This is a genomic window from Streptomyces sp. NPDC101227 (genome assembly GCF_044767545.1).
GTDB lineage: Bacteria > Actinomycetota > Actinomycetes > Streptomycetales > Streptomycetaceae > Streptomyces.
In genome coordinates this window covers 45,129-65,822 of sequence record NZ_JBIWOD010000013.1, presented here as the reverse complement: position 1 = coordinate 65,822, position 20,694 = coordinate 45,129, and the positions used below count along the sequence as shown (strand labels likewise).

Sequence of the window (20,694 nt, the reverse complement as noted above, 5' to 3'; positions counted from 1 at the left end):
GGAAACCCGCAGTCCACCCTGGATGAGGATGGCCCGTGAAAAGTGGGTCAGACGTGAGTGTTGACGTTCTGTGCCCCAGAACCGGCATTTCACGAGGGGTTGGCATCCTGATGTCGAACGAGGCGAAGCTGCGCGAGTACCTCAAGCGCGCGATCGGGGACCTCCACGAGACGCGCCAGCAGTTGGACGAGTCGGAGCTGAAGCAGCGCGAGCCCATCGCGATCGTGTCGATGGCCTGCCGCTTCCCCGGCGGAGTCCGCTCGCCGGAAGAGCTGTGGGAGCTGCTCCGGGGCGGCGTCGACGCGATGTCCGCCTTTCCCGGCAACCGCGGCTGGGACCTCGACGGGCTCTACGACCCCGACCCGGCACAGCAGGGCGCCACGTACGTCCGCGAGGGCGGATTCCTCTACGACGCGGGCGAGTTCGACCCCGGATTCTTCGGCATCTCCCCGCGCGAGGCCCTCGCCATGGACCCCCAGCAGCGGCTGCTGCTGGAGACCGCGTGGGAAGCCGTCGAACGGGCCGGCATCGACCCGCGGTCCCTCGCGGGCAGCCCCACCGGCGCATTCGTCGGCACCACTCACGGCGGGTACGACGCGGCCGGCGCAGGGCGGACGGAGGAGACCGGCGGGCACCTGCTGACCGGCAACCTCATCAGCATCGCCTCCGGCCGGATCTCCTACGTCCTGGGCCTCGAAGGCCCCGCCCTGACCGTCGACACGGCCTGTTCGTCGTCGCTGGTCGCCCTGCACTTAGCGGCGCAGGCACTGCGGCGCGGCGAATGCAACCTCGCCCTGGTGGGCGGCGCGACCGTGATGTCCACCCCGCAGATGTTCGTGGACTTCGCCCGCCAGCGCGGACTGGCCCCCGACAGCCGCTGCAAGCCGTTCGCGGCCGGCGCCGACGGCACCGCCTGGGGCGAGGGCGTGGGACTGCTGGTCGCCGAGCGGCTCTCCGACGCGGTGCGCAACGGCCACCCGGTGCTCGCGGTCCTGAAGGGCTCGGCCGTCAACCAGGACGGCGCGTCCAACGGGCTCACCGCCCCCAACGGCCCCTCCCAGCAGCGCGTCATCCGCCAGGCGCTGGCCGATGCCGCGCTCGCCGCCGCCGACGTCGACGCCGTGGAGGCCCACGGCACCGGCACCAGGCTCGGCGACCCCATCGAGGCCCAGGCCCTGCTCGCCACGTACGGGCAGCAGCGCCCCGCCGAGCGGCCCGTGCTCATCGGTTCCATGAAGTCCAACATCGGGCACACCCAGGCCGCCGCGGGCATCGCCGGCGTCATGAAGATGGTCCTGGCGATGCGGCACGGCGAGCTGCCCCGGACCCTGCACCTGGACGAGCCCACCCCGCACGCCGACTGGAGCGAGGGCGACGCCAGGCTCCTCGCCGAGGCCGAGCCCTGGCCCACCGCGGACCGTCCGCGCCGCGCCGCCGTCTCCTCCTTCGGCATCAGCGGCACCAACGCCCACGTCATCCTGGAACAGGCGCCCCCGCGCGAAGGCCCCGAAGACGCAGCCGCACCCGCGCCGGCCGCCCGGCCCGGCGCGCTGCCCTGGCTCCTGTCCGCGCGCACCGACGACGCCCTGCGCGCCCAGGCCGGGCTGCTCGCCCGCCACGTCCGGGCCCGTGCCGACCTCGAACCGGCCGATGTCGCCCACTCGTTGGTGGCCACCAGGGCCCTCCTGGACCACCGCGCGGCCGTCGTCGCCGGTGACCGCGACGCCTTCCTGCGCGGTCTGGACGCCCTCGCCGAAGGCCGGACCGCATCCGGCTCGGTGACCGGCGTCGCCGTCAAGGCACCGGCCGCGTTCCTCTTCACCGGACAGGGCCCCCAGCGCCTGGATATGGGACGCGAACTGCACGCCGCCTACCCAGAGTTCGCCGACGCCTTCGACGCGGCCTGCGCCGAGTGCGACCCGTACCTGGAGCGGCCGCTGCGCGACATCGTCTTCGCCGAGGAGGGCACGGACGAAGCCGCCCTACTCGACCGGACCGACTACACCCAGCCCGCGCTCTTCGCCTTCGCCACCGCCCTGTTCCGGCTCCTCGAATCCTGGGGCGTGACCCCGCAGTACGTCGCCGGTCACTCCGTCGGTGAGATCACGGCCGCCCATGTGTCCGGCATCCTCTCCCTGAAGGACGCCGCTCGGCTGGTCACGGCCCGTGGCGTCCTCATGCAGGCGCTGCCCGAAGGCGGCGCCATGGTGGCGGTTCAGGCCACCGAGGACGAGATCCGCGCATCTCTCGCCGGCAATGAGGACCGCGCCACCCTCGCCGCGGTCAACGGGCCCGAGGCCCAGGTCGTCTCCGGCGACGAGGATGTCGTCGCCGAGGTCGCCGCCCACTGGGAGGCCCAGGGACGCCGCGTCAAACGGATCAGGGTGAGCATCGCCTCCCACTGCCCGCGCATGGACGGCATGCTGGAGGACTTCCGGCGCGTCGCCGAGACCCTGGAGTACCGCACCCCGCGCATCCCCGTGGTCTCCACGCTCACCGGGGAGCTGGCCACCGGTGACGACCTGCGCACCCCCGACTACTGGGTCCGGGAGATCCGTGAGGGCGTCCGCTTCTGCACCGCCGTACGCACCCTCGAGGCCGAGGGCGTCACCGCGTTCGTCGAACTCGCCCCCAGCAGCGTGCTCACCCCGATGGTCCAGGACTCCCTGACCACCCTCGAACAGCCCCTCCTGCTGTCCCTGCTGCGCACCGGCCACCCCGAGGTCCAGGCCCTCGCGGAAGGCGTCGCCACCGCGTTCGCGCACGGCGTCCCCGTCGACTGGAGCGCCTGCCTCGGCACGCTCGGCGCCGCCAGCGTCGAGCTGCCGACCTACGCCTTCCAGCGCCGGTGGTTCTGGCTGGACGCCGCCGGGGCGGCCGACGGCGCACCGGCCGACGCCGAGGCCGGCGAGGCCGGGTTCTGGGAGGCTGTCGAACGCGAGGACCTGGAAGGCCTCTCGGCCGTCCTGGCCATCGACGGCAGCGAGGCCGACTCGCTCGGCAGCCTCCTGCCCACACTCTCGGCCTGGCGCAAGCAGCGCCGGACCCAGGCGGTGGCGGACCGCTGGAGCTACCAGGCCCGCTGGACCCCCTTCACCGCCCCCAACGGCACGTCCGCCAACGGAACTTGGCTGGTCGCGCTGCCTCAGGGCGGCGTCGACGACCCGTGGACCGCCCGGCTCCTGGACACCCTGCGCGCCCAGGGCCTGGCCACCGAACTGCTCGAACTGCCCGGCACCGGCGACCCGTCCGAGACCGTCACCTGGCCCGAAGGCCCCATCGACGGGGTGCTCTCGCTGCTGGCCCTGGACGAACGGCCGCACCCCGACCTGACGTCCGTGCCGCGCGGCCTGGCCGCCACCACCGACCTGCTGCGCGCCCTGGAGTCCTCCGGCCGGCAGATCCCGCTGTGGTGCGCGACCCGCGGCGCCGTCGCCGTCGACGACCGGGACGCGCTCACCAGCCCCGTACAGGCACAGGCGTGGGGCCTCGGCCGGGTGGCCGCACTGGAGCTCCCGCAGATCTGGGGCGGCCTCGTCGACCTCCCCGAGGCCCCGGACACCCGGGCTGCCGCCGCGCTCCTCGGCGTGCTCGCCGGGCGCGAGGACCAGGTCGCGATCCGGCCCGCCGGGACCTTCGCCCGCCGCCTGGCGCGGATCACGCCCGGCGGCGACACCGGCGCCGAGTGGACCGCGCACGGCACGGTCCTGATCACCGGCGGCACCGGCGCGCTCGGCACCCAGCTCGCGCACTGGCTCGCCGACGCCGGCGCGGAGCACCTGGTGCTCACCAGCCGCCGGGGCCTGGACGCCCCCGGCGCACCGGAGCTCGCGGCCGAACTCACCGAACGCGGAACCCGGGTCACCGTCGTCGCCTGCGACGCCGCCGACCGCGACGCGCTGGCGGCCGTCCTCGCCGACATCCCGCACGAAACGCCCCTGACCGGCGTCGTGCACGCCGCCGGCGTCATGGACGCCGGCATGCTCGACGCGCTCACCCCCGAACGCTTCGAGGCCGTACTGCGCCCCAAGGCCACCGCCGCCCTGAACCTCCACGAGCTCACCCAGGACCTCGACCTGGAGATGTTCGTGCTGTTCTCCTCGGTCGCCGGGTCCCTCGGCAATGCCGGCCAGGCCAACTACAGCGCCGCCAACACGTTCCTGGACGCCCTCGCCGAACACCGGCGCGCGCACGGGCTGCCGGCCACCTCGGCGGCCTGGGGCCCCTGGGAAGACCTCGGCATGGCGACGGACAGCGGCGTCGCCGACCGCGTGAGCCGCGACGGACTGCTCCCCATGGCCCCGGCCTCCGCCCTCGCCGCCCTCCGCCAGGCCCTGGCCCAGGGCGTGGCGAACGTGACCGTGGCCGACGTCGACTGGACGGCGTACGCCCCCGCCCTGACCGCCGTCCGCCCCAGCCCCCTGCTCGCCGACCTGCCCGAGGCCCGCCACGCCCTCGCCGCCGTCGCCGAAGACACCCCGCGCGAGGACCGCTCCCCGCTGGGCGACCGGCTCGCCGCACTGCCCGCCGCCGAACAGGAGCGGGCGCTGCTGCGCACGGTTCAGGAAGAGGCCGCGAAGACCCTCGGACACGACTCACCGGACACCGTCGAGGCCCGACGGGCCTTCATGGACATCGGCTTCGACTCGCTGATGGCGGTCGAACTGCGCAACCGCCTGTCCGCCGCGACGGGCCTGCGGCTGCCCGCCACCCTGTTGTTCGACCACCCCACGCCCACCGCGGTCACCGAGTACCTGCGCTCCGAGATCCTGGGCACGACCGGGTCCGCGGCCGCCGTGGAACGGACCGCCGCCGTCCTCGACGAGCCCGTGGCGATCGTGGGTATGGCCTGCCGTTTCCCCGGCGGGGTGGGCTCGCCGGAAGCCCTCTGGCAGTTGCTGTCCGAGGGCGGGGACGTCATCTCCCCCCTCCCCGACGACCGGGGCTGGGACCTCGGCCGGCTCTACCACCCCGACCCCGACCACCCGGGCACGACCTACGCGCGCGGAGGCGGCTTCCTCGACGATGCGACAGGCTTCGACGCGGACTTCTTCGGCATCTCGCCGCGCGAGGCCCTGGCCATGGACCCGCAGCAACGGCTGCTGCTGGAGACCTCCTGGGAGGCCTTCGAACGGGCCGGCATCACCCCGGAGACCCTGCGGGGCAGCAGCACCGGCGTCTTCGCGGGCAGCAACACCCACGACTACCGCGCAGTTCTGGACGCGGCGCGGGACGACGTCGCCGTTCACGCCCTCACCGGCAACTCGACGAGCGTGATCTCCGGCCGTGTGTCGTACACGTTCGGTTTCGAAGGTCCGGCGGTCACAGTGGACACGGCGTGCTCATCGTCGCTGGTGGCCCTGCACATGGCGGTGCAGTCGCTGCGGTCGGGCGAGTGCTCGCTGGCGCTCGCCGGCGGTGTGACGGTGATGTCGACGCCGACGACGTTCGTGGAGTTCTCGCGGCAGCGGGGACTGTCGGAGGACGGCCGCTGCAAGCCGTTCGCGGCGGCGGCCGACGGCGCCTGCTGGAGCGAAGGCGCCGCGCTGCTGCTCGTGGAGCGGCTCTCGGACGCCCGGCGCAACGGGCACCAGGTGCTCGCCGTCGTGCGCGGCTCGGCGGTCAACCAGGACGGCGCGTCCAACGGCCTGAGCGCGCCCAACGGCCCCTCGCAGCAGCGAGTGATCCGGCAGGCCCTCGCCAACGCCGGTGTGGCCGCGTCCGACGTCGACGCCGTCGAGGCGCACGGTACGGGCACGAGGCTGGGCGACCCCATCGAGGCCCAGGCGCTGCTCGCCACCTACGGGCAGGAGCGGCCGCAGGACCGGCCGCTGCTGCTGGGAACGCTGAAATCCAACCTCGGGCACACCCAGGCCGCCGCCGGCGCAGCCGGTGTGATCAAGATGGTCCTGGCGATGCGGCACGGTGCGCTGCCGCGCACCCTGAACGTGGACGAGCCCACCCCGCACGTCGACTGGAGTGCGGGCGCCGTCGAACTGCTCACCGAGCCGGCGGACTGGCCCGGGACGGACCGCCCGCGGCGTGCCGCGGTCTCCGCGTTCGGGGTCAGCGGCACCAATGCGCACGTGATCCTGGAGCAGGCCGAGCCCGCCGAACCCGAGGCGCAGCCTGCCGCCCCCGAGGTGACGGTTCCCCTGCTGCTGTCCGCGAAGAGCGACAGCGCCTTGCAGACCCAGGCGGCCCGGCTGCTGTCCCCTCTCGACCGCGCCCCCGAACCGCGGCTCGCGGACATCGCGTACACGCTGGCGAACCGTACGGCCTTCCCCTGCCGCGCGGCCGTCGCGGCCGACAGCCACGACACCGCGGTACGCGCCCTGGCCGCCCTGGCCGAGGGCGACACCGACCCCGCACTGACCACGGGCACCGCACATGACGGCAAGGACGCCGTCCTCTTCTCCGGCCAGGGCTCCCAACGCCTCGGTATGGGGCAAGAGTTGTACGGCCGCCACCCGGTCTTCGCGGAGGCCTTCGACGCGGTGTGCGCCGCCTTGGACGAGCACCTGGACCGCCCGCTGCGCGACGTCGTCTGGGGCGAGGACGCGGAACTGCTGAACCGGACGGCCTATGCCCAGGCCGCGCTGTTCGCCGTCGAGGTGGCCCTCTTCCGGCTGGTGGAATCCTGGGGCGTGAGCCCTGAGTACGTGGCCGGGCACTCGGTCGGCGAGATCGCCGCCGCGCATGTGGCCGGCGTGTTCTCTCTGGCCGACGCCTGCGCCCTGGTGGCGGCACGTGGCCGGCTCATGCAGGCCCTGCCCGCCGGCGGGGCGATGGCGGCGATCCGGGCCACCGAGGACGAGGTCCGCCCGCGGTTGACCGAGGACGTCGCGATCGCGGCCGTCAACGGCCCGTCGTCCGTCGTGGTCTCCGGCGCCGAGCCCGCCGTCGAGGCGATCCGGGCGCACTTCGAGCAGGAGGGACGCAAGACCGGCCGACTGCGGGTCTCGCACGCCTTCCACTCGCCGCTCATGGATCCGATGCTCGCCGATTTCCGCGCCGTCGCCGAAAGCCTGGCCTACGGCGAGCCGGAACTCACCGTCATCTCGAACGTGACCGGCGGCCCGGCCACCCAGGACCAGCTGCGCACCCCCGACTACTGGGTCACTCACGTCCGCGAAGCCGTACGGTTCGCCGACGGGATACGCGCCCTGCACACGGAAGGCGTGACGCGTTTCCTGGAGCTGGGCCCCGACGGCACCCTCTCGGCCCTGGCCCGTGAGTCGCTGCCGGAGGAGACCGCAGTCGTCCCCGCCCTGCGCAAGGACCGTCCGGAGGAGACGACGCTCCTCGCGGCCCTGTCACAGCTGCATGTGCGGGGCTCCGCGATCGACTGGACCGTGATCTTCACCGGCACCGACGCGCGCGTCCTCGACCTGCCGACGTACGCCTTCCAGCACCAGCGGTACTGGCCCACCCCCGCCCTCACCGGCATCGGGGACATCAGCGCGGCCGGTCTCGAAGCGGCCGGGCACCCACTGCTGAGCACCGCCGTGGAACTGTCCGACAGCGACGGCCTGTTGTTCACCTCCCGCCTGTCGCTCCAGTCGCACCCGTGGCTGGCCGACCACAGGGTGATGGGCTCGGTGCTGCTGCCGGGTACGGCATTCGTCGAACTGGCCGTCCGTGCCGCCGACGAAGCGGGCTGCGACCGGATCGACGAACTGACCCTGGCCGCCCCGCTCGTCCTGCCCGAGCACGGCGGCGTACAGCTGCAACTGCACGTCGGCCCCGCCGACGAGGCCGGCAGCCGGGCCCTGAGCGTCCGCTCCCGGCCGGAGGGCGACGGCGACCGGCCGTGGGTCCAGCACGCCACCGCCGTCCTCGTGACGGGTGAGCGGGCGACCGGCTCCGGCCACGACTTCCATGCGGAGTCCTGGCCGCCCGCCGGTGCCGAGGCCGTCGACCTGACCGGCCTCTATCCGGACCTGGCCGCGAGCGGATTCGACTACGGGCCGCACTTCCAGGGCCTGCGGGCCGCGTGGCGCCGGGGCGACGAGGTGTTCGCCGAGGTCGCCCTGCCCGACGTCGCCGAAGACGAAGCGCCCGCCTACGGACTGCACCCGGCGCTGCTCGACGCGGTCCTGCACACCTGCGCCCTCGACGGACTGGACCGGGGCGTCCTTCCCTTCTCCTGGGAGGACGTCTCGCTCCACGCCTTCGGCGCCTCTGCCGTACGGGCGCGGATCGTCCGGCACGGCGGGGACACGCTGTCCGTCGACGTGGCCGACCCCACGGGCGAGCCCGTCGCCTCCATCGGGACCCTGGTCCTGCGGGCGGTCTCCGCCGACCAGCTGGAGGGCGGCCCGAGCCCGGTCGGGCGCGACGCACTGTTCCGCGTGCGATGGACGCCCGTGCGCCTGCCCTCGGCAGGGGCCGCTCAGTCCGTGGCGACGCTCGGCTCCCTCACCGGCGTGCCGTCGGAGAGCTATCCGGACCTGGCGGCCCTGGCCGGAGCCGGCCGTATGCCGGGTGCGGTGCTGGTACCGGTGGAAGCCGGTTCCGGCGACGTGGTGGAGTCGACGCACGCCGTCGCCGCCCGCGCGCTGGACCTGGCCCAGACCTGGCTGGCGGACGAGCGGTTCGCCGCCTCGCGCCTGGTGTTCGTCACGCGTGGCGCGGTGGACGGTACGGATCTCACCGGTGCCGCCGTGTGGGGTCTGGTGCGCTCGGCGCAGTCGGAGAACCCGGGCCGGTTCGGCCTGGTGGATCTCGGCGCCGACGCCGATGCGGCGGTGCTGCCACGGGCCTTGGCCTCCGACGAGCCGCAGTTGGTGCTGCGCGGCTGCGAGGTGCTGGCGGCACGGCTGGAGCGGGCACCGGCGCGGACCCGGAGCGTGACTGCCTGGGACGGGCCCGGCACGGTGCTGATCACCGGCGGCACGGGTGGCCTGGGACGTGTGATGGCACGTCACCTGGTGGCCGAGCACGGGGTGCGCAGCCTGCTGCTGGTCAGCCGTCGCGGCCCGGCCGCCGAGGGCGTCGAGGAGCTGGTGGCCGAACTCCGGCAGAGCGGCGCCGAAGCGAGGGTCGAGGCGTGCGATGTCACCGACAGCGCCGCCGTGGCGGAGCTGGTCTCCGGTCACCGGATCAGCGCTGTCGTGCATACGGCGGGAGTCCTGGACGACGGTGTGGTGGGATCGCTGACGGCACAGCGGCTGTCGGCAGTCCTGCGGCCGAAGGTCGATGCGGCCTGGAACCTGCACGAGGCGACCAAGGACCTGGACCTCGGCGCGTTCGTCGTCTTCTCGTCGGCCTCGGGCGTCCTGGGCAGCGCCGGTCAGGGCAACTACGCCGCCGGCAACACCTTCTTGGACGCGCTGGCGCACCACCGCCGGGCACAAGGGCTCCCGGCCACGTCGCTGGCGTGGGGCCCCTGGACCCAGGACGGCGGCATGACCGGCACCCTGTCGGACGCCGACCTCCAACGGATCGCCCGCTCGGGAATGCCGGAACTCACCCAGGCGGAGGGCGCCGCACTCTTCGACGCCGCGCTGGCCACCGACGACGCGCTGGTCCTCCCCATCCGCCTCGACCTGGCCGTACTCCGGGAACAGGGAGACATCCCCCCGCTGCTGCGCGGCCTGATCAGGACCCGCGCCCGGCGCTCGGTGGTCGCCGGCTCGGCCGCGGTCGCCGGTCTGGTGGGGCGCCTGGCCGGACTGGGCACGGTGGAACGGCGCGAGGCGCTGCTGGACTTGGCACGCGCCCAGATCGCGCTGGTCCTGGGCCACGCGAGCCCGGAGACGGTCGACCCGGACCGGGCCTTCCAGGACCTCGGCTTCGACTCCCTGACCGCTGTCGAGCTGCGCAACCGGATCAACAAGGCGACCGGAATGCGCCTTTCCGCCACCGCCGTCTTCGACTACCCCACGGCGGGTACGCTGGTCGACTACCTGCTGGACGAGCTGTTCGGTGCGCAGGAAGCGACGGAAGCGGAGTCGCCGACGCGGATGCCGGTGGCGGCGGCCGACGACCCGGTGGTGATCGTCGGGATGAGCTGCCGCTATCCGGGCGGGGTCGCCTCGCCCGAGGACCTGTGGCGGCTGGTGTCCGAAGGGGTGGATGCCGTCTCGGACTTCCCGGCCGACCGTGGCTGGGACCTGGAGTCGCTCTACAACCCCGACCCCGAAGCGCTCGGCACCTCGTACACCCGCTCCGGTGGGTTCCTGCACGAGGCAGGGGACTTTGACCCCGAGTTCTTCGGGATGAGCCCCCGGGAAGCACTGGCTACGGACTCGCAGCAGCGGCTGCTGCTGGAGACGACCTGGGAGGCGCTGGAGCGGGCGGGCATCGACCCGGCCACGCTGCGGGGCAGCCGGACGGGCGTCTTCGCGGGCGTGATGTACACCGACTACAGCGAAATCATGGTCGGCGACCAGTACGAGGGCTACCGAGGCAACGGCAGCGCGGCCAGCATCGCCTCCGGCCGGGTCTCGTACACCTTCGGTTTCGAGGGGCCGGCGGTCACGGTGGACACCGCGTGTTCGTCGTCGCTGGTGGCCCTGCACCTGGCCGCGCAGGCGCTGCGGTCCGGTGAGTGCTCGCTGGCCATGGCCGGCGGTGTGACGGTGATGTCGACGCCGACGACGTTCGTGGACTTCTCGCGGCAGCGGGGACTGTCGGCGGACGGGCGCTGCAAGGCCTTCGCCGATGCGGCCGACGGCGTCGGCTGGGGCGAGGGCGTCGGCATGCTCGTGCTGGAGCGGCTGTCGGATGCGCGTCGCAACGGACACCGGATCCTGGCGACGGTTCGTGGTTCTGCGGTGAATCAGGATGGTGCGTCGAATGGGTTGACGGCGCCGAATGGTCCGTCGCAGCAGCGGGTGATCCGGCAGGCGCTGGCGAGTGCGGGTCTGTCGGCGGCGGATGTGGATGCGGTGGAGGCGCACGGTACGGGAACCACCTTGGGTGATCCGATCGAGGCGCAGGCGCTGCTGGCCACTTATGGTCGGGAGCGGGCGGAGGACCGGCCGTTGTTGTTGGGTTCGGTGAAGTCCAACATCGGTCACGCGCAGGCGGCTTCGGGCGTCGCGGGCGTCATCAAGATGGTCATGGCGATGCGCCACGGCGTGCTCCCGCGGACGCTGCACGTAGATGAGCCGTCCACGCACGTGGACTGGAGCGCCGGTGCCGTTGAGCTGCTGACCTCCCCGGCCCAGTGGCCGCAGGGGGACGGGCCGCGGCGCGCCGGCGTCTCCTCCTTCGGTGTCAGTGGGACGAACGCGCATGTGATCCTGGAGCAGCCCGAGCCGGTCGCGGCCGACGCCGCACCGGACTCCGTCCAGGACGAGCCCGGCGCGCTGCCGTGGGTGCTCTCCGCCAGGAACCAGGCCGCGCTGCGCGGCCAGGCGGCACGTGTGCTGTCCCTGGTGGCCGGGCACGACGAGCTGCCCGCGCGGGACGTCGGCCACGCGCTGGTGACGGGGCGGTCGCGCTTCACCCACGGCGCGGTGGTGTGGGGCGAGAACCGTGACGCACTGGTGCGGGCCCTGTCCGCCCTCGCGGTGGGTGAGGCCGACGCCGGTCTGGCGGAGGGTTCGGCCGGTGCGGGGAAGACGGCGTTCCTGTTCTCGGGTCAGGGCTCGCAACGCCTTGGTATGGGACGGGAGTTGTACCGCAGCTACCCGGTGTTCACGGAGGCTTTCGACGCCGTGTGCGCGGGGCTGGACGAGCACTTGGACCGCCCCCTGCGGGACGTTGTCTGGGGCGAGGATGCGGATTTGCTGAACCGGACCGCGTACGCCCAGGCCGCACTGTTCGCGGTCGAGGTGGCGCTGTACCGGCTGGCGGATTCGTGGGGCGTGCGCCCGGACTTCGTGGCGGGACATTCGATCGGGGAGATCGCCGCGGCGCATGTGGCGGGTGTCTTCTCCCTCGCGGACGCGTGTGCGTTGGTGGCGGCTCGGGGACGGCTGATGCAGCAACTGCCGTCCGGTGGAGCGATGGTGGCGATCGGGGCGACGGAGGAGGAGGTTCTTCCGCACTTGGTGGAAGGCGTCTCGATCGCGGCCGTCAACGGCCCGTCGTCGGTCGTGGTCTCCGGCGCCGAGGACGCCGTGCTCGCCGTTGCGGCGTACTTCGAGGGGGAGGGGCGCAAGACCAGCAGGCTGCGGGTCTCGCACGCCTTCCACTCGCCGCTGATGGAACCGATGCTGGCCGACTTCCGCGAGGTGGTGGCACGGCTGTCCTTCGGCACGCCGACGATCCCCGTCGTGTCGAACCTGACGGGCCGGCTCGCCGAGCCCGAACAGCTCGCCCACCCCGACTACTGGGTCCGGCACGTCCGCGAGGCGGTGCGTTTCGCGGACGGAATACAGGCTCTGCGGGCGGAAGGGACGACGCGGTACCTCGAACTCGGCCCGGACGGTGTGCTGTCGGCGCTGGCCCGTGAGTCGGCACCCGACGAGGCCGTATTCGCTCCCGTACTGCGCAAGGACCGGCCCGAGGCGGCGACGCTGCTGGGTGCCCTGGCGCAGCTGTACGTCCGGGGCGCGAGCGTGGACTGGGCGGTGCTGTACGCCGGTACGGGTGCGCGGTGGGTGGACCTGCCGACGTACGCGTTCCAGCACGAACGGTTCTGGCCGACGAGTGGTGTGGCGCGTTCCGGTGATGTGCGGTCCGCGGGTCTGGGCTCGGCGGGGCATCCGTTGCTGGGTGCGGCGGTGGAACTGGCGGGCTCGGGTGGCTTGTTGTTCACGGGCCGGTTGTCGGTGTCCTCGCATCCGTGGCTGGCGGATCATGTGGTGCTGGGGTCCGTGCTGGTGCCCGGCACGGCGCTGCTGGAACTGGTACTGCGGGCGGCCGACGAGGTCGGCTGTGACCTGGTGGAGGAGCTGACGCTCACCGCGCCGCTGGTGCTGCCCGCGTCGGGCAGTGGCGTGCAGGTGCAGGTGTGGCTGGGGCAGCCGGATGGTTCGGGCCGACGGCCGGTGTCGGTGCACGCGCGGGAGGGCGAGGAGCCGTGGACGCTGCACGCCGACGGTGCGGTGACCACGGGGGCCGAAACGGCCTCCTTCGACGCCGTCGTATGGCCTCCCAAGGGCGCGGAGCCCGCGGAAGTGGCGGGCTGCTATGACGAACTCGCCGATGCCGGGCTCACGTACGGCCCGGCCTTCCAGGGCCTGCGGGCGGCCTGGCGGCTCGGCGAGGACATCTACGCCGAGGTCGGGCTTCCCGAAGGCACCGACGGCGACGCCTACGGTCTGCACCCCGCGCTCTTCGATGCCGCGCTGCACGCGGCGGCATTGGGCGGCGCGGAAGCGGGCGGAGTCCCGTTCTCGTGGACCGGAGTGTCCCTGCACGCCTCCGGTGCTTCGCACCTCCGCGTCCGCATCCGCGACGCGGGCGGCGCAATGTCGGTGGCGATCGCTGACACGTCCGGTGCGCCGGTCGTCTCCGTGGAGTCGCTGGTGGCACGCCCGCTCTCGGCCGGGCAGCTGGGGACCGCCGGCCGCGACGCCCTCTTCAAGGCCGACTGGGTCCCCGTCCCGCTCACCGACGAGCGCGTCGAACTCGGCACCGGTCCGGGGAGCGAGCCGCTGCGGACCCCCGCGGATCTGGAGTCCCTGACGGGGACCGCCGTGCCCGGGACGGTCCTGGTCGCGCCGCCCGCCGGCACCGCAGGAACGGTGGAGGCCGTGCACGCCACGACTGCCTGGGCGTTGGAGATGGTGCAGTCCTGGCTGGCGGACGAGCGGTTCGCGCACTCGCGCCTGGTGTTCGTGACGCGTGGTGCGGTGGACGGTACGGATCTCGCGGGTGCGGCGGTGTGGGGTCTGGTGCGGTCGGCGCGGTCGGAGAATCCGGGCCGCTTCGGCCTGGTGGACATCGACGATGACGCCGATGTGACGGTGCTGCCGCAGGGGCTCGCGACCGACGAGCCCGAACTGCTGGTGCGCGGTGGTGAGGTGCTGGCGGCGCGGCTGGCCCGGACGCAGTCCGAGCACGCGATGACCTGGGACCCGGCCGGCACGGTTCTGGTCACCGGTGGCACCGGTGGATTGGGTCGTGCTGTCGCCCGCCACTTGGTGACCGAGCACGGCGTGCGGAGTCTGCTGCTGGTCAGCCGGAGCGGTCCGGCTGCCGAGGGCGTCGAGGAACTGGTGGCGGAACTCGGCGAGGGCGGCGCGGAAGCCACTGTCGAGGCGTGTGATGTCACCGACAGCGCCGCTGTGGCGGAGCTGGTCTCCCGGTACTCGATCAGTGCCGTGGTACATACGGCCGGTGTTCTGGACGACGGTGTGGTGGGGTCGCTGACGGCGGAGCGGTTGGCGGCGGTGCTGCGGCCGAAGGTGGATGCGGCCTGGAACCTGCACGAGGCCACCAAGGACCTGGACCTCGACGCGTTCGTGGTGTTCTCGTCCGTGGCAGGCACGATCGGCAGCCCTGGTCAGGCGAATTACGCTGCGGGTAACGCTTTCCTGGATGCGTTGGCGCGCCAACGCAGGGCTCAAGGGCTTGCGGCCACGTCGCTGGCGTGGGGGCCCTGGTCTCAGGACAGTGGCATGACCGGCGCTCTCACCGATGCGGACGTCCAGCGGATGGCCCGTTCGGGTATGCCGCCGCTGACCACCGAGGAGGGGTTGGCCCTCTTCGACGCGGCGCTCGGCAGCGCCGAGCCCATGGTGCTGCCCGTCCGCCTGGACCTCGCGGCGCTCCGTGCCCAAGGCGAGCCCCAGCCGCTGCTACGCGGCCTGATCCGTACGAGGAGCCGCCGATCCGGCGCCGTCGCGGGATCCGGCATCGTGCAGCGCCTGAACGGGTTGTCCACGGCGGAGCGTCGCGAGGCGCTGCTCGACGTCGTACGCGCTCAGATCGCTGCCGTCCTGGGCCATGCGAGCCCGGAGACGGTCGACCCGGACCGGGCCTTCCAGGACCTCGGCTTCGACTCCCTGACCGCGATCGAACTCCGCAACCTGCTGGGCAGGGCCACGGGACTGCGGCTCCCGGCGACGACCGTGTTCGACTACCCGACGGCCGGCGCCCTGGCGGGTCAGCTCCTGGACGAGCTGTTCGGCGCGGACGCGGAGACCACGTCGGTCCTCCCGGTGTCCGCCCTCCCGTCCCTGACGGACGACCCGGTCGTGATCGTCGGCATGAGCTGCCGCTTCCCCGGCGGCGTCGCGTCGCCCGAGGACCTGTGGCAACTGGTGTCCGAAGGCGTGGACGCCGTGTCGGACTTCCCGGCCGACCGCGGCTGGGAGATCGACGACACCTACGACCCCGACCGCGAGGGCGCCATCGCCACCCGCTCCGGCGGATTCCTCCATGACGCGGCGGAGTTCGACCCCGAGTTCTTCGGGATGAGCCCCCGGGAGGCCCTGACCACCGACTCGCAGCAGCGGCTGCTGCTGGAGACGACCTGGGAGGCACTGGAGCGCGCCGGTATGGACCCGGCCACCCTGCGGGGCAGCCGGACGGGCGTCTTCGCCGGCGTGATGTACCACGACTACTCGACGCTGCTCTCCGGGCGCGAGTACGAGGGCTACCAGGGCAGCGGCAGCGCGGGCAGTGTCGCCTCCGGCCGGGTGTCGTACACCTTCGGTTTCGAGGGGCCGGCGGTCACGGTGGACACCGCGTGTTCGTCGTCGCTGGTGGCCCTGCACCTGGCCGCGCAGGCGCTGCGCTCGGGTGAGTGCTCGCTGGCGCTCGCGGGCGGTGTGACGGTGATGTCGACACCGCTGACCTTCGTGGAGTTCTCCCGCCAGGGCGGGCTTTCCCAGGACGGGCGCTGCAAGGCGTTCTCCGATGCCGCGGACGGCGTCGGCTGGGCCGAAGGCGCCGGAATCCTGGTACTGGAGCGGCTGTCGGACGCGCGTCGCCTTGGGCACCGGGTGCTGGCGACGGTTCGTGGTTCTGCGGTGAATCAGGATGGTGCGTCGAATGGGTTGACGGCGCCGAATGGTCCGTCGCAGCAGCGGGTGATCCGGCAGGCGCTGGCGAGTGCGGGTCTGTCGGCGGCGGATGTGGATGCGGTGGAGGCGCACGGTACGGGAACCACCTTGGGTGACCCGATCGAGGCGCAGGCGCTGCTGGCCACTTATGGTCGGGAGCGGGCGGAGGACCGGCCGCTGCTGCTGGGGTCAGTGAAGTCCAACATCGGTCACGCGCAGGCCGCTTCGGGCGTCGCGGGCGTCATCAAGATGGTCATGGCGATGCGCCACGGCGCGCTCCCGCGGACGTTGCATGTCGATGAGCCGTCGAGGCATGTGGACTGGAGTGCCGGCGGGGTCGAGTTGCTGACCTCTGAGGTCGAATGGCCCCACGGTGACGGGCCGCGCCGCGCGGGCGTCTCCTCGTTCGGGATCAGTGGGACGAACGCGCATGTGATCCTGGAGCAGCCCGAGCCGGCCGCGGCAGACGCCGAACGGGACGCCGTCGACGACGACACAACCGGGGCCGGGGCACCGGTGCCGGTGCTGCTCTCGGGCAGGAGCGAGGCGGCGTTGCGGGCCCAGGCGGCACGGCTGCTGTCCCGTCTGGGCGGTGATCCGGGGCCGCGGGTCACGGATGTCGCCTACGCGCTGGCGACGGGCCGCTCGGCGTTCCAGCACCGCGCGGTGATACTGGCTGCGAACCGGGAGGATCTGCTGAGCTCGCTGTCCGCCCTCACCGAGGGCCGGACCGAGGCGGCCGTCGTGGCGCAAGGCCGGGCCGGCGCGGGCAAGCTGGCGTTCTTGTTCTCGGGTCAGGGCTCGCAACGCCTTGGTATGGGGCGGGAGTTGTACCGCAGCTACCCGGTGTTCACGGAGGCCTTCGACGCCGTGTGCGCGGGGCTGGACGAGCACTTGGACCGTCCGCTGCGGGACGTCGTCTGGGGCGAGGACGCGGAGCTGCTGAACCGGACCGCGTACGCCCAGGCCGGATTGTTCGCGGTCGAGGTGGCACTGTTCCGCCTGCTGGAGTCGTGGGGCGTGCGCCCGGACCAGCTGCTGGGGCACTCCGTCGGGGAAATTGCCGCGGCGCACGTCGCCGGCGTCCTTTCCCTCGCGGACGCGTGTGCGTTGGTGGCGGCCCGGGGACGGCTGATGCAGCAACTGCCGTCCGGTGGAGCGATGGTGGCGATCCGGGCGACGGAGGAGGAGGTTCTTCCGCACTTGGTGGAAGGCGTCTCGATCGCGGCCGTCAACGGCCCGTCGTCGGTCGTGGTCTCCGGTGTCGAGGATGCGGTGCTTGCCGTTGCGGCGTACTTCGAGGGGGAGGGGCGTAAGACCAGCAGGCTGCGGGTCTCGCACGCCTTCCACTCGCCGCTGATGGAACCGATGCTGGCCGACTTCCGCGCCGTCGCCGAGGGCATGACCTACGAAGCGCCGCGCATCCCCGTGGTCTCGAACGTCACCGGCGAGCCCGCCACCGCCGAGCAGCTGTGCTCCCCGGAGTACTGGGTCGGTCACGTCCGCGAGGCCGTACGGTTCGCCGACGGGGTCGGCGCGCTGAGGGCGCAGGGCGTCATGGCCTTCCTGGAACTCGGCCCCGATGGCGCCCTCTCCGCGCTCGCCACGGAGTCCGCCGCGGACGAGTCGGTACTGGCCCCCGTACTCCGCAAGGACCGGCCCGAGGCACCGGCACTGCTCACGGCCCTGGCACGACTGCACGCCCACGGCGTGCGGGTCGACTGGTCCGCCGTCTTCGCCGGTACGGGTGCGCGGTGGGTGGACCTGCCGACGTACGCGTTCCAGCGGGAGCGGTTCTGGCCGTCGGGCGGCGCGGTGCGCGCGGGCGATGTGCGATCCGCGGGTCTGGGCCTGGCGGGGCATCCGTTGCTGGGTGCGGCGGTGGAACTGGCGGGCTCGGGTGGCTTGTTGTTCACGGGCCGGTTGTCGGTGTCCTCGCATCCGTGGCTGGCGGATCATGTGGTGCTGGGGTCCGTGCTGGTGCCCGGCACGGCGCTGCTGGAACTGGTACTGCGGGCGGCCGACGAGGTGGACTGCGGTGCGGTGGAGGAACTCACGCTGGCCGCGCCGCTGGTGCTGCCGGCCTCGGGCGCCGCGATCCAGGTGCAGGTGTGGGTGGGCGAGCCCGATGACGGGGGCCGCCGGCCGGTGTCGGTGCATGCGCGTGAGGGAGAGGGCCAGTGGACGCTGCATGCCAGTGGTGCCCTGACCCAGGCCCCCGAGGCGGCGTCGTTCGATGCCGCGGTGTGGCCCCCGCAGGGCGCCGAGCCGCTCGACGCCGCGGGATGCTACGAGCGGTTTGCGGATGCCGGGTTCGAGTACGGCCCGGTGTTCCAGGGCCTGCGGGCGGCCTGGCGGCTCGGCGAGGACATCTACGCCGAGGTCGGGCTTCCCGAAGGCACCGACGGCGACGCCTACGGTCTGCACCCCGCGCTCTTCGACGCGGCGCTGCATGCGGGGCTGCTGGGTGGCGGGGGAGCGGACGAGGCGGTTGTCCCCTTCTCCTGGAACGGAGTGACACTCCACGCCACCGGCGCATCCCGGGTGAGGGTCCGCATCCGTCCCACCGAAAGCGGCACCTCGATCGCCCTCGCGGACACAGCCGGTGGGCCGGTCGCCTCGGTGCGGTCCCTGACCGCGCGTCCGATCACCGCCGGGCAGTTGGGGACCGGCGACCGCGATTCCCTCTTCACGGTCGACTGGACCGGCATCCACCTCACGGGCGAGCCCGCGGACTCCCTCGCGCTGCTCGGCAAGGACACCGCAGGCATCCTCAACGGACTCTCGCTCCCGCCCCACGCGGATCTCCACGACCTCGCGGAGGCCGGCGGCCACGACACCGTGCTCGTCCCGCCGACGACCGAGACCGCCGGCACGGTGGAGTCCGTACACGCCGCGACGGCAGGGGCGCTGGACGCGATCCAGTCGTGGCTGGCGGACGACAGGTTCGCCGCTTCGCGCCTGGTGTTCGTGACGCGAGGCGCGGTGTCCGGCGCGGATCTCGCGGGTGCGGCGGTGTGGGGTCTGGTGCGGTCGGCGCAGTCGGAGAATCCGGGACGCTTCGGCCTGGTGGACATCGACGATGACGTCGAAGCGTCGCTTCTGCGAAGGGCGTTGGCGTCGGACGAGCCGCAGCTGTTGGTGCGTGGTGGTGAGGTGCTGGCGGCGCGGCTGGCCCGGACGCAGTCCGAGCACGCGATGACCTGGGACCCGGCCGGCACGGTTCTGGTCACCGGTGGCACCGGTGGATTGGGTCGTGCTGTCGCCCGCCACTTGGTGACCGAGCACGGCGTGCGGAGTCTGCTGCTGGTCAGCCGGAGTGGCCCGGCCGCCGAGGGCATCGACGACCTCGTGGCCGAACTCCGGTGCGGCGGTGCCGAAGCTGTCGTCGAGGCGTGTGATGTGACCGATGCGACGGCCGTGACGAACCTGATGGCACGGCATGTACCCACGGCCGTGGTGCATACGGCCGGTGTTCTGGATGACGGTGTGGTGGGGTCGCTGACGGCGGAGCGGTTGGCGGCGGTGCTGCGGCCGAAGGTGGATGCGGCTTGGAATCTGCACGAGGCCACCAAGGACCTGGATCTGGACGCGTTCGTGGTGTTCTCGTCCGTGGCTGGCACGATCGGGAGCGCGGGTCAGGCGAATTACGCTGCGGGTAACGCTTTCCTGGATGCGTTGGCGCGCCAACGCAGGGCTCAAGGGCTTGCGGCCACGTCGCTGGCGTGGGGGCCCTGGTCTCAGGACAGTGGCATGACCGGCACTCTCACCGATGCGGACGTCCAGCGGATGGCCCGTTCGGGTATGCCGCCGCTGACCACCGAGGAGGGGTTGGCCCTCTTCGACGCGGCGCTCGGCAGCGCCGAGCCCATGGTGCTGCCCGTCCGCCTGGACCTCGCGGCGCTCCGTGCCCAAGGCGAGCCCCAGCCGCTGCTACGCGGCCTGATCCGTACCCCGGGCCGACGCACGGCGGCGGCCACGACGCTGGGCGACGCCGCGGCCGGCTTCGCCCAGCGCCTGACCGGCCTGTCGGCGGCAGAGGGACGGGAGGTCGTCCTGGACGCCGTGCGCGGCCAGGTCGCGGTGGTCCTCGGACACGCCGGAGCCAGGGAAATCGACCAGGACCGTGCCTTCCTGGACCTCGGTTTCGACTCCCTCACCGCGGTCGAACTCCGCAACCGTCTGAGCGCCCTCACCGGAATCCGGCTGCCGGCGACGCTGCTCTTCGACTACCCGACGCCGGCGGAACTCGTCGACCTCCTCCATGCCCGGATCGCACCCGAGCCGTCCGTCGGCCCGGAGGTACTCCTCGGCGCACTCGAAAGGCTGGAGAGGACCTTCGGCGGCCTCGACATCACGGAGGAGATGCACGAGCAGATAGCCGGCCGACTGGAAGTCCTCAGGGCGAAGTGGCACGGCCTGCGGGACACGGCCGCGGCAGCCGGGCATGACGGCTCCCCGTCCGACGAGGACTTCGACTTCGAGTCCGCCTCCGACGACGAGGTCTTCGACCTCCTCGACAACGAACTCGGCCTGTCCTGACCGGGGAGAGCGACCCGTATCGGTGACTCCCTCACCGGTCCTCGGCTGAGGGGAGCACCAGCATGGTGCGCCGTCGAACAATTCGGCGGCGCACAGTGCTGCGCGGCGACGGCTGCCGGCCCGCCACCGGAAGACCTCATACGGATCCGGTACCGGCCGCCGCGCGGCAGACACACCACGCCCCCTCCCGGCCGTGTGCCAGGAGGGGGCGTGGTTTCGTGCCGACGGGCAGGGCCTTTCG

1 protein-coding gene is annotated in these 20,694 nt (G+C 72.8%); it reads left to right on the top strand.

The genetic code is table 11. The annotated features are described in order from the left end of the window. Positions 1-104 precede the first annotated feature (104 nt). Complete coding sequence (locus tag ACIRPT_RS27610) at positions 105-20,453, top strand: type I polyketide synthase (RefSeq protein ID WP_403832011.1); 20,349 nt, start codon at positions 105-107, stop codon at positions 20,451-20,453. Positions 20,454-20,694 lie beyond the last annotated feature (241 nt).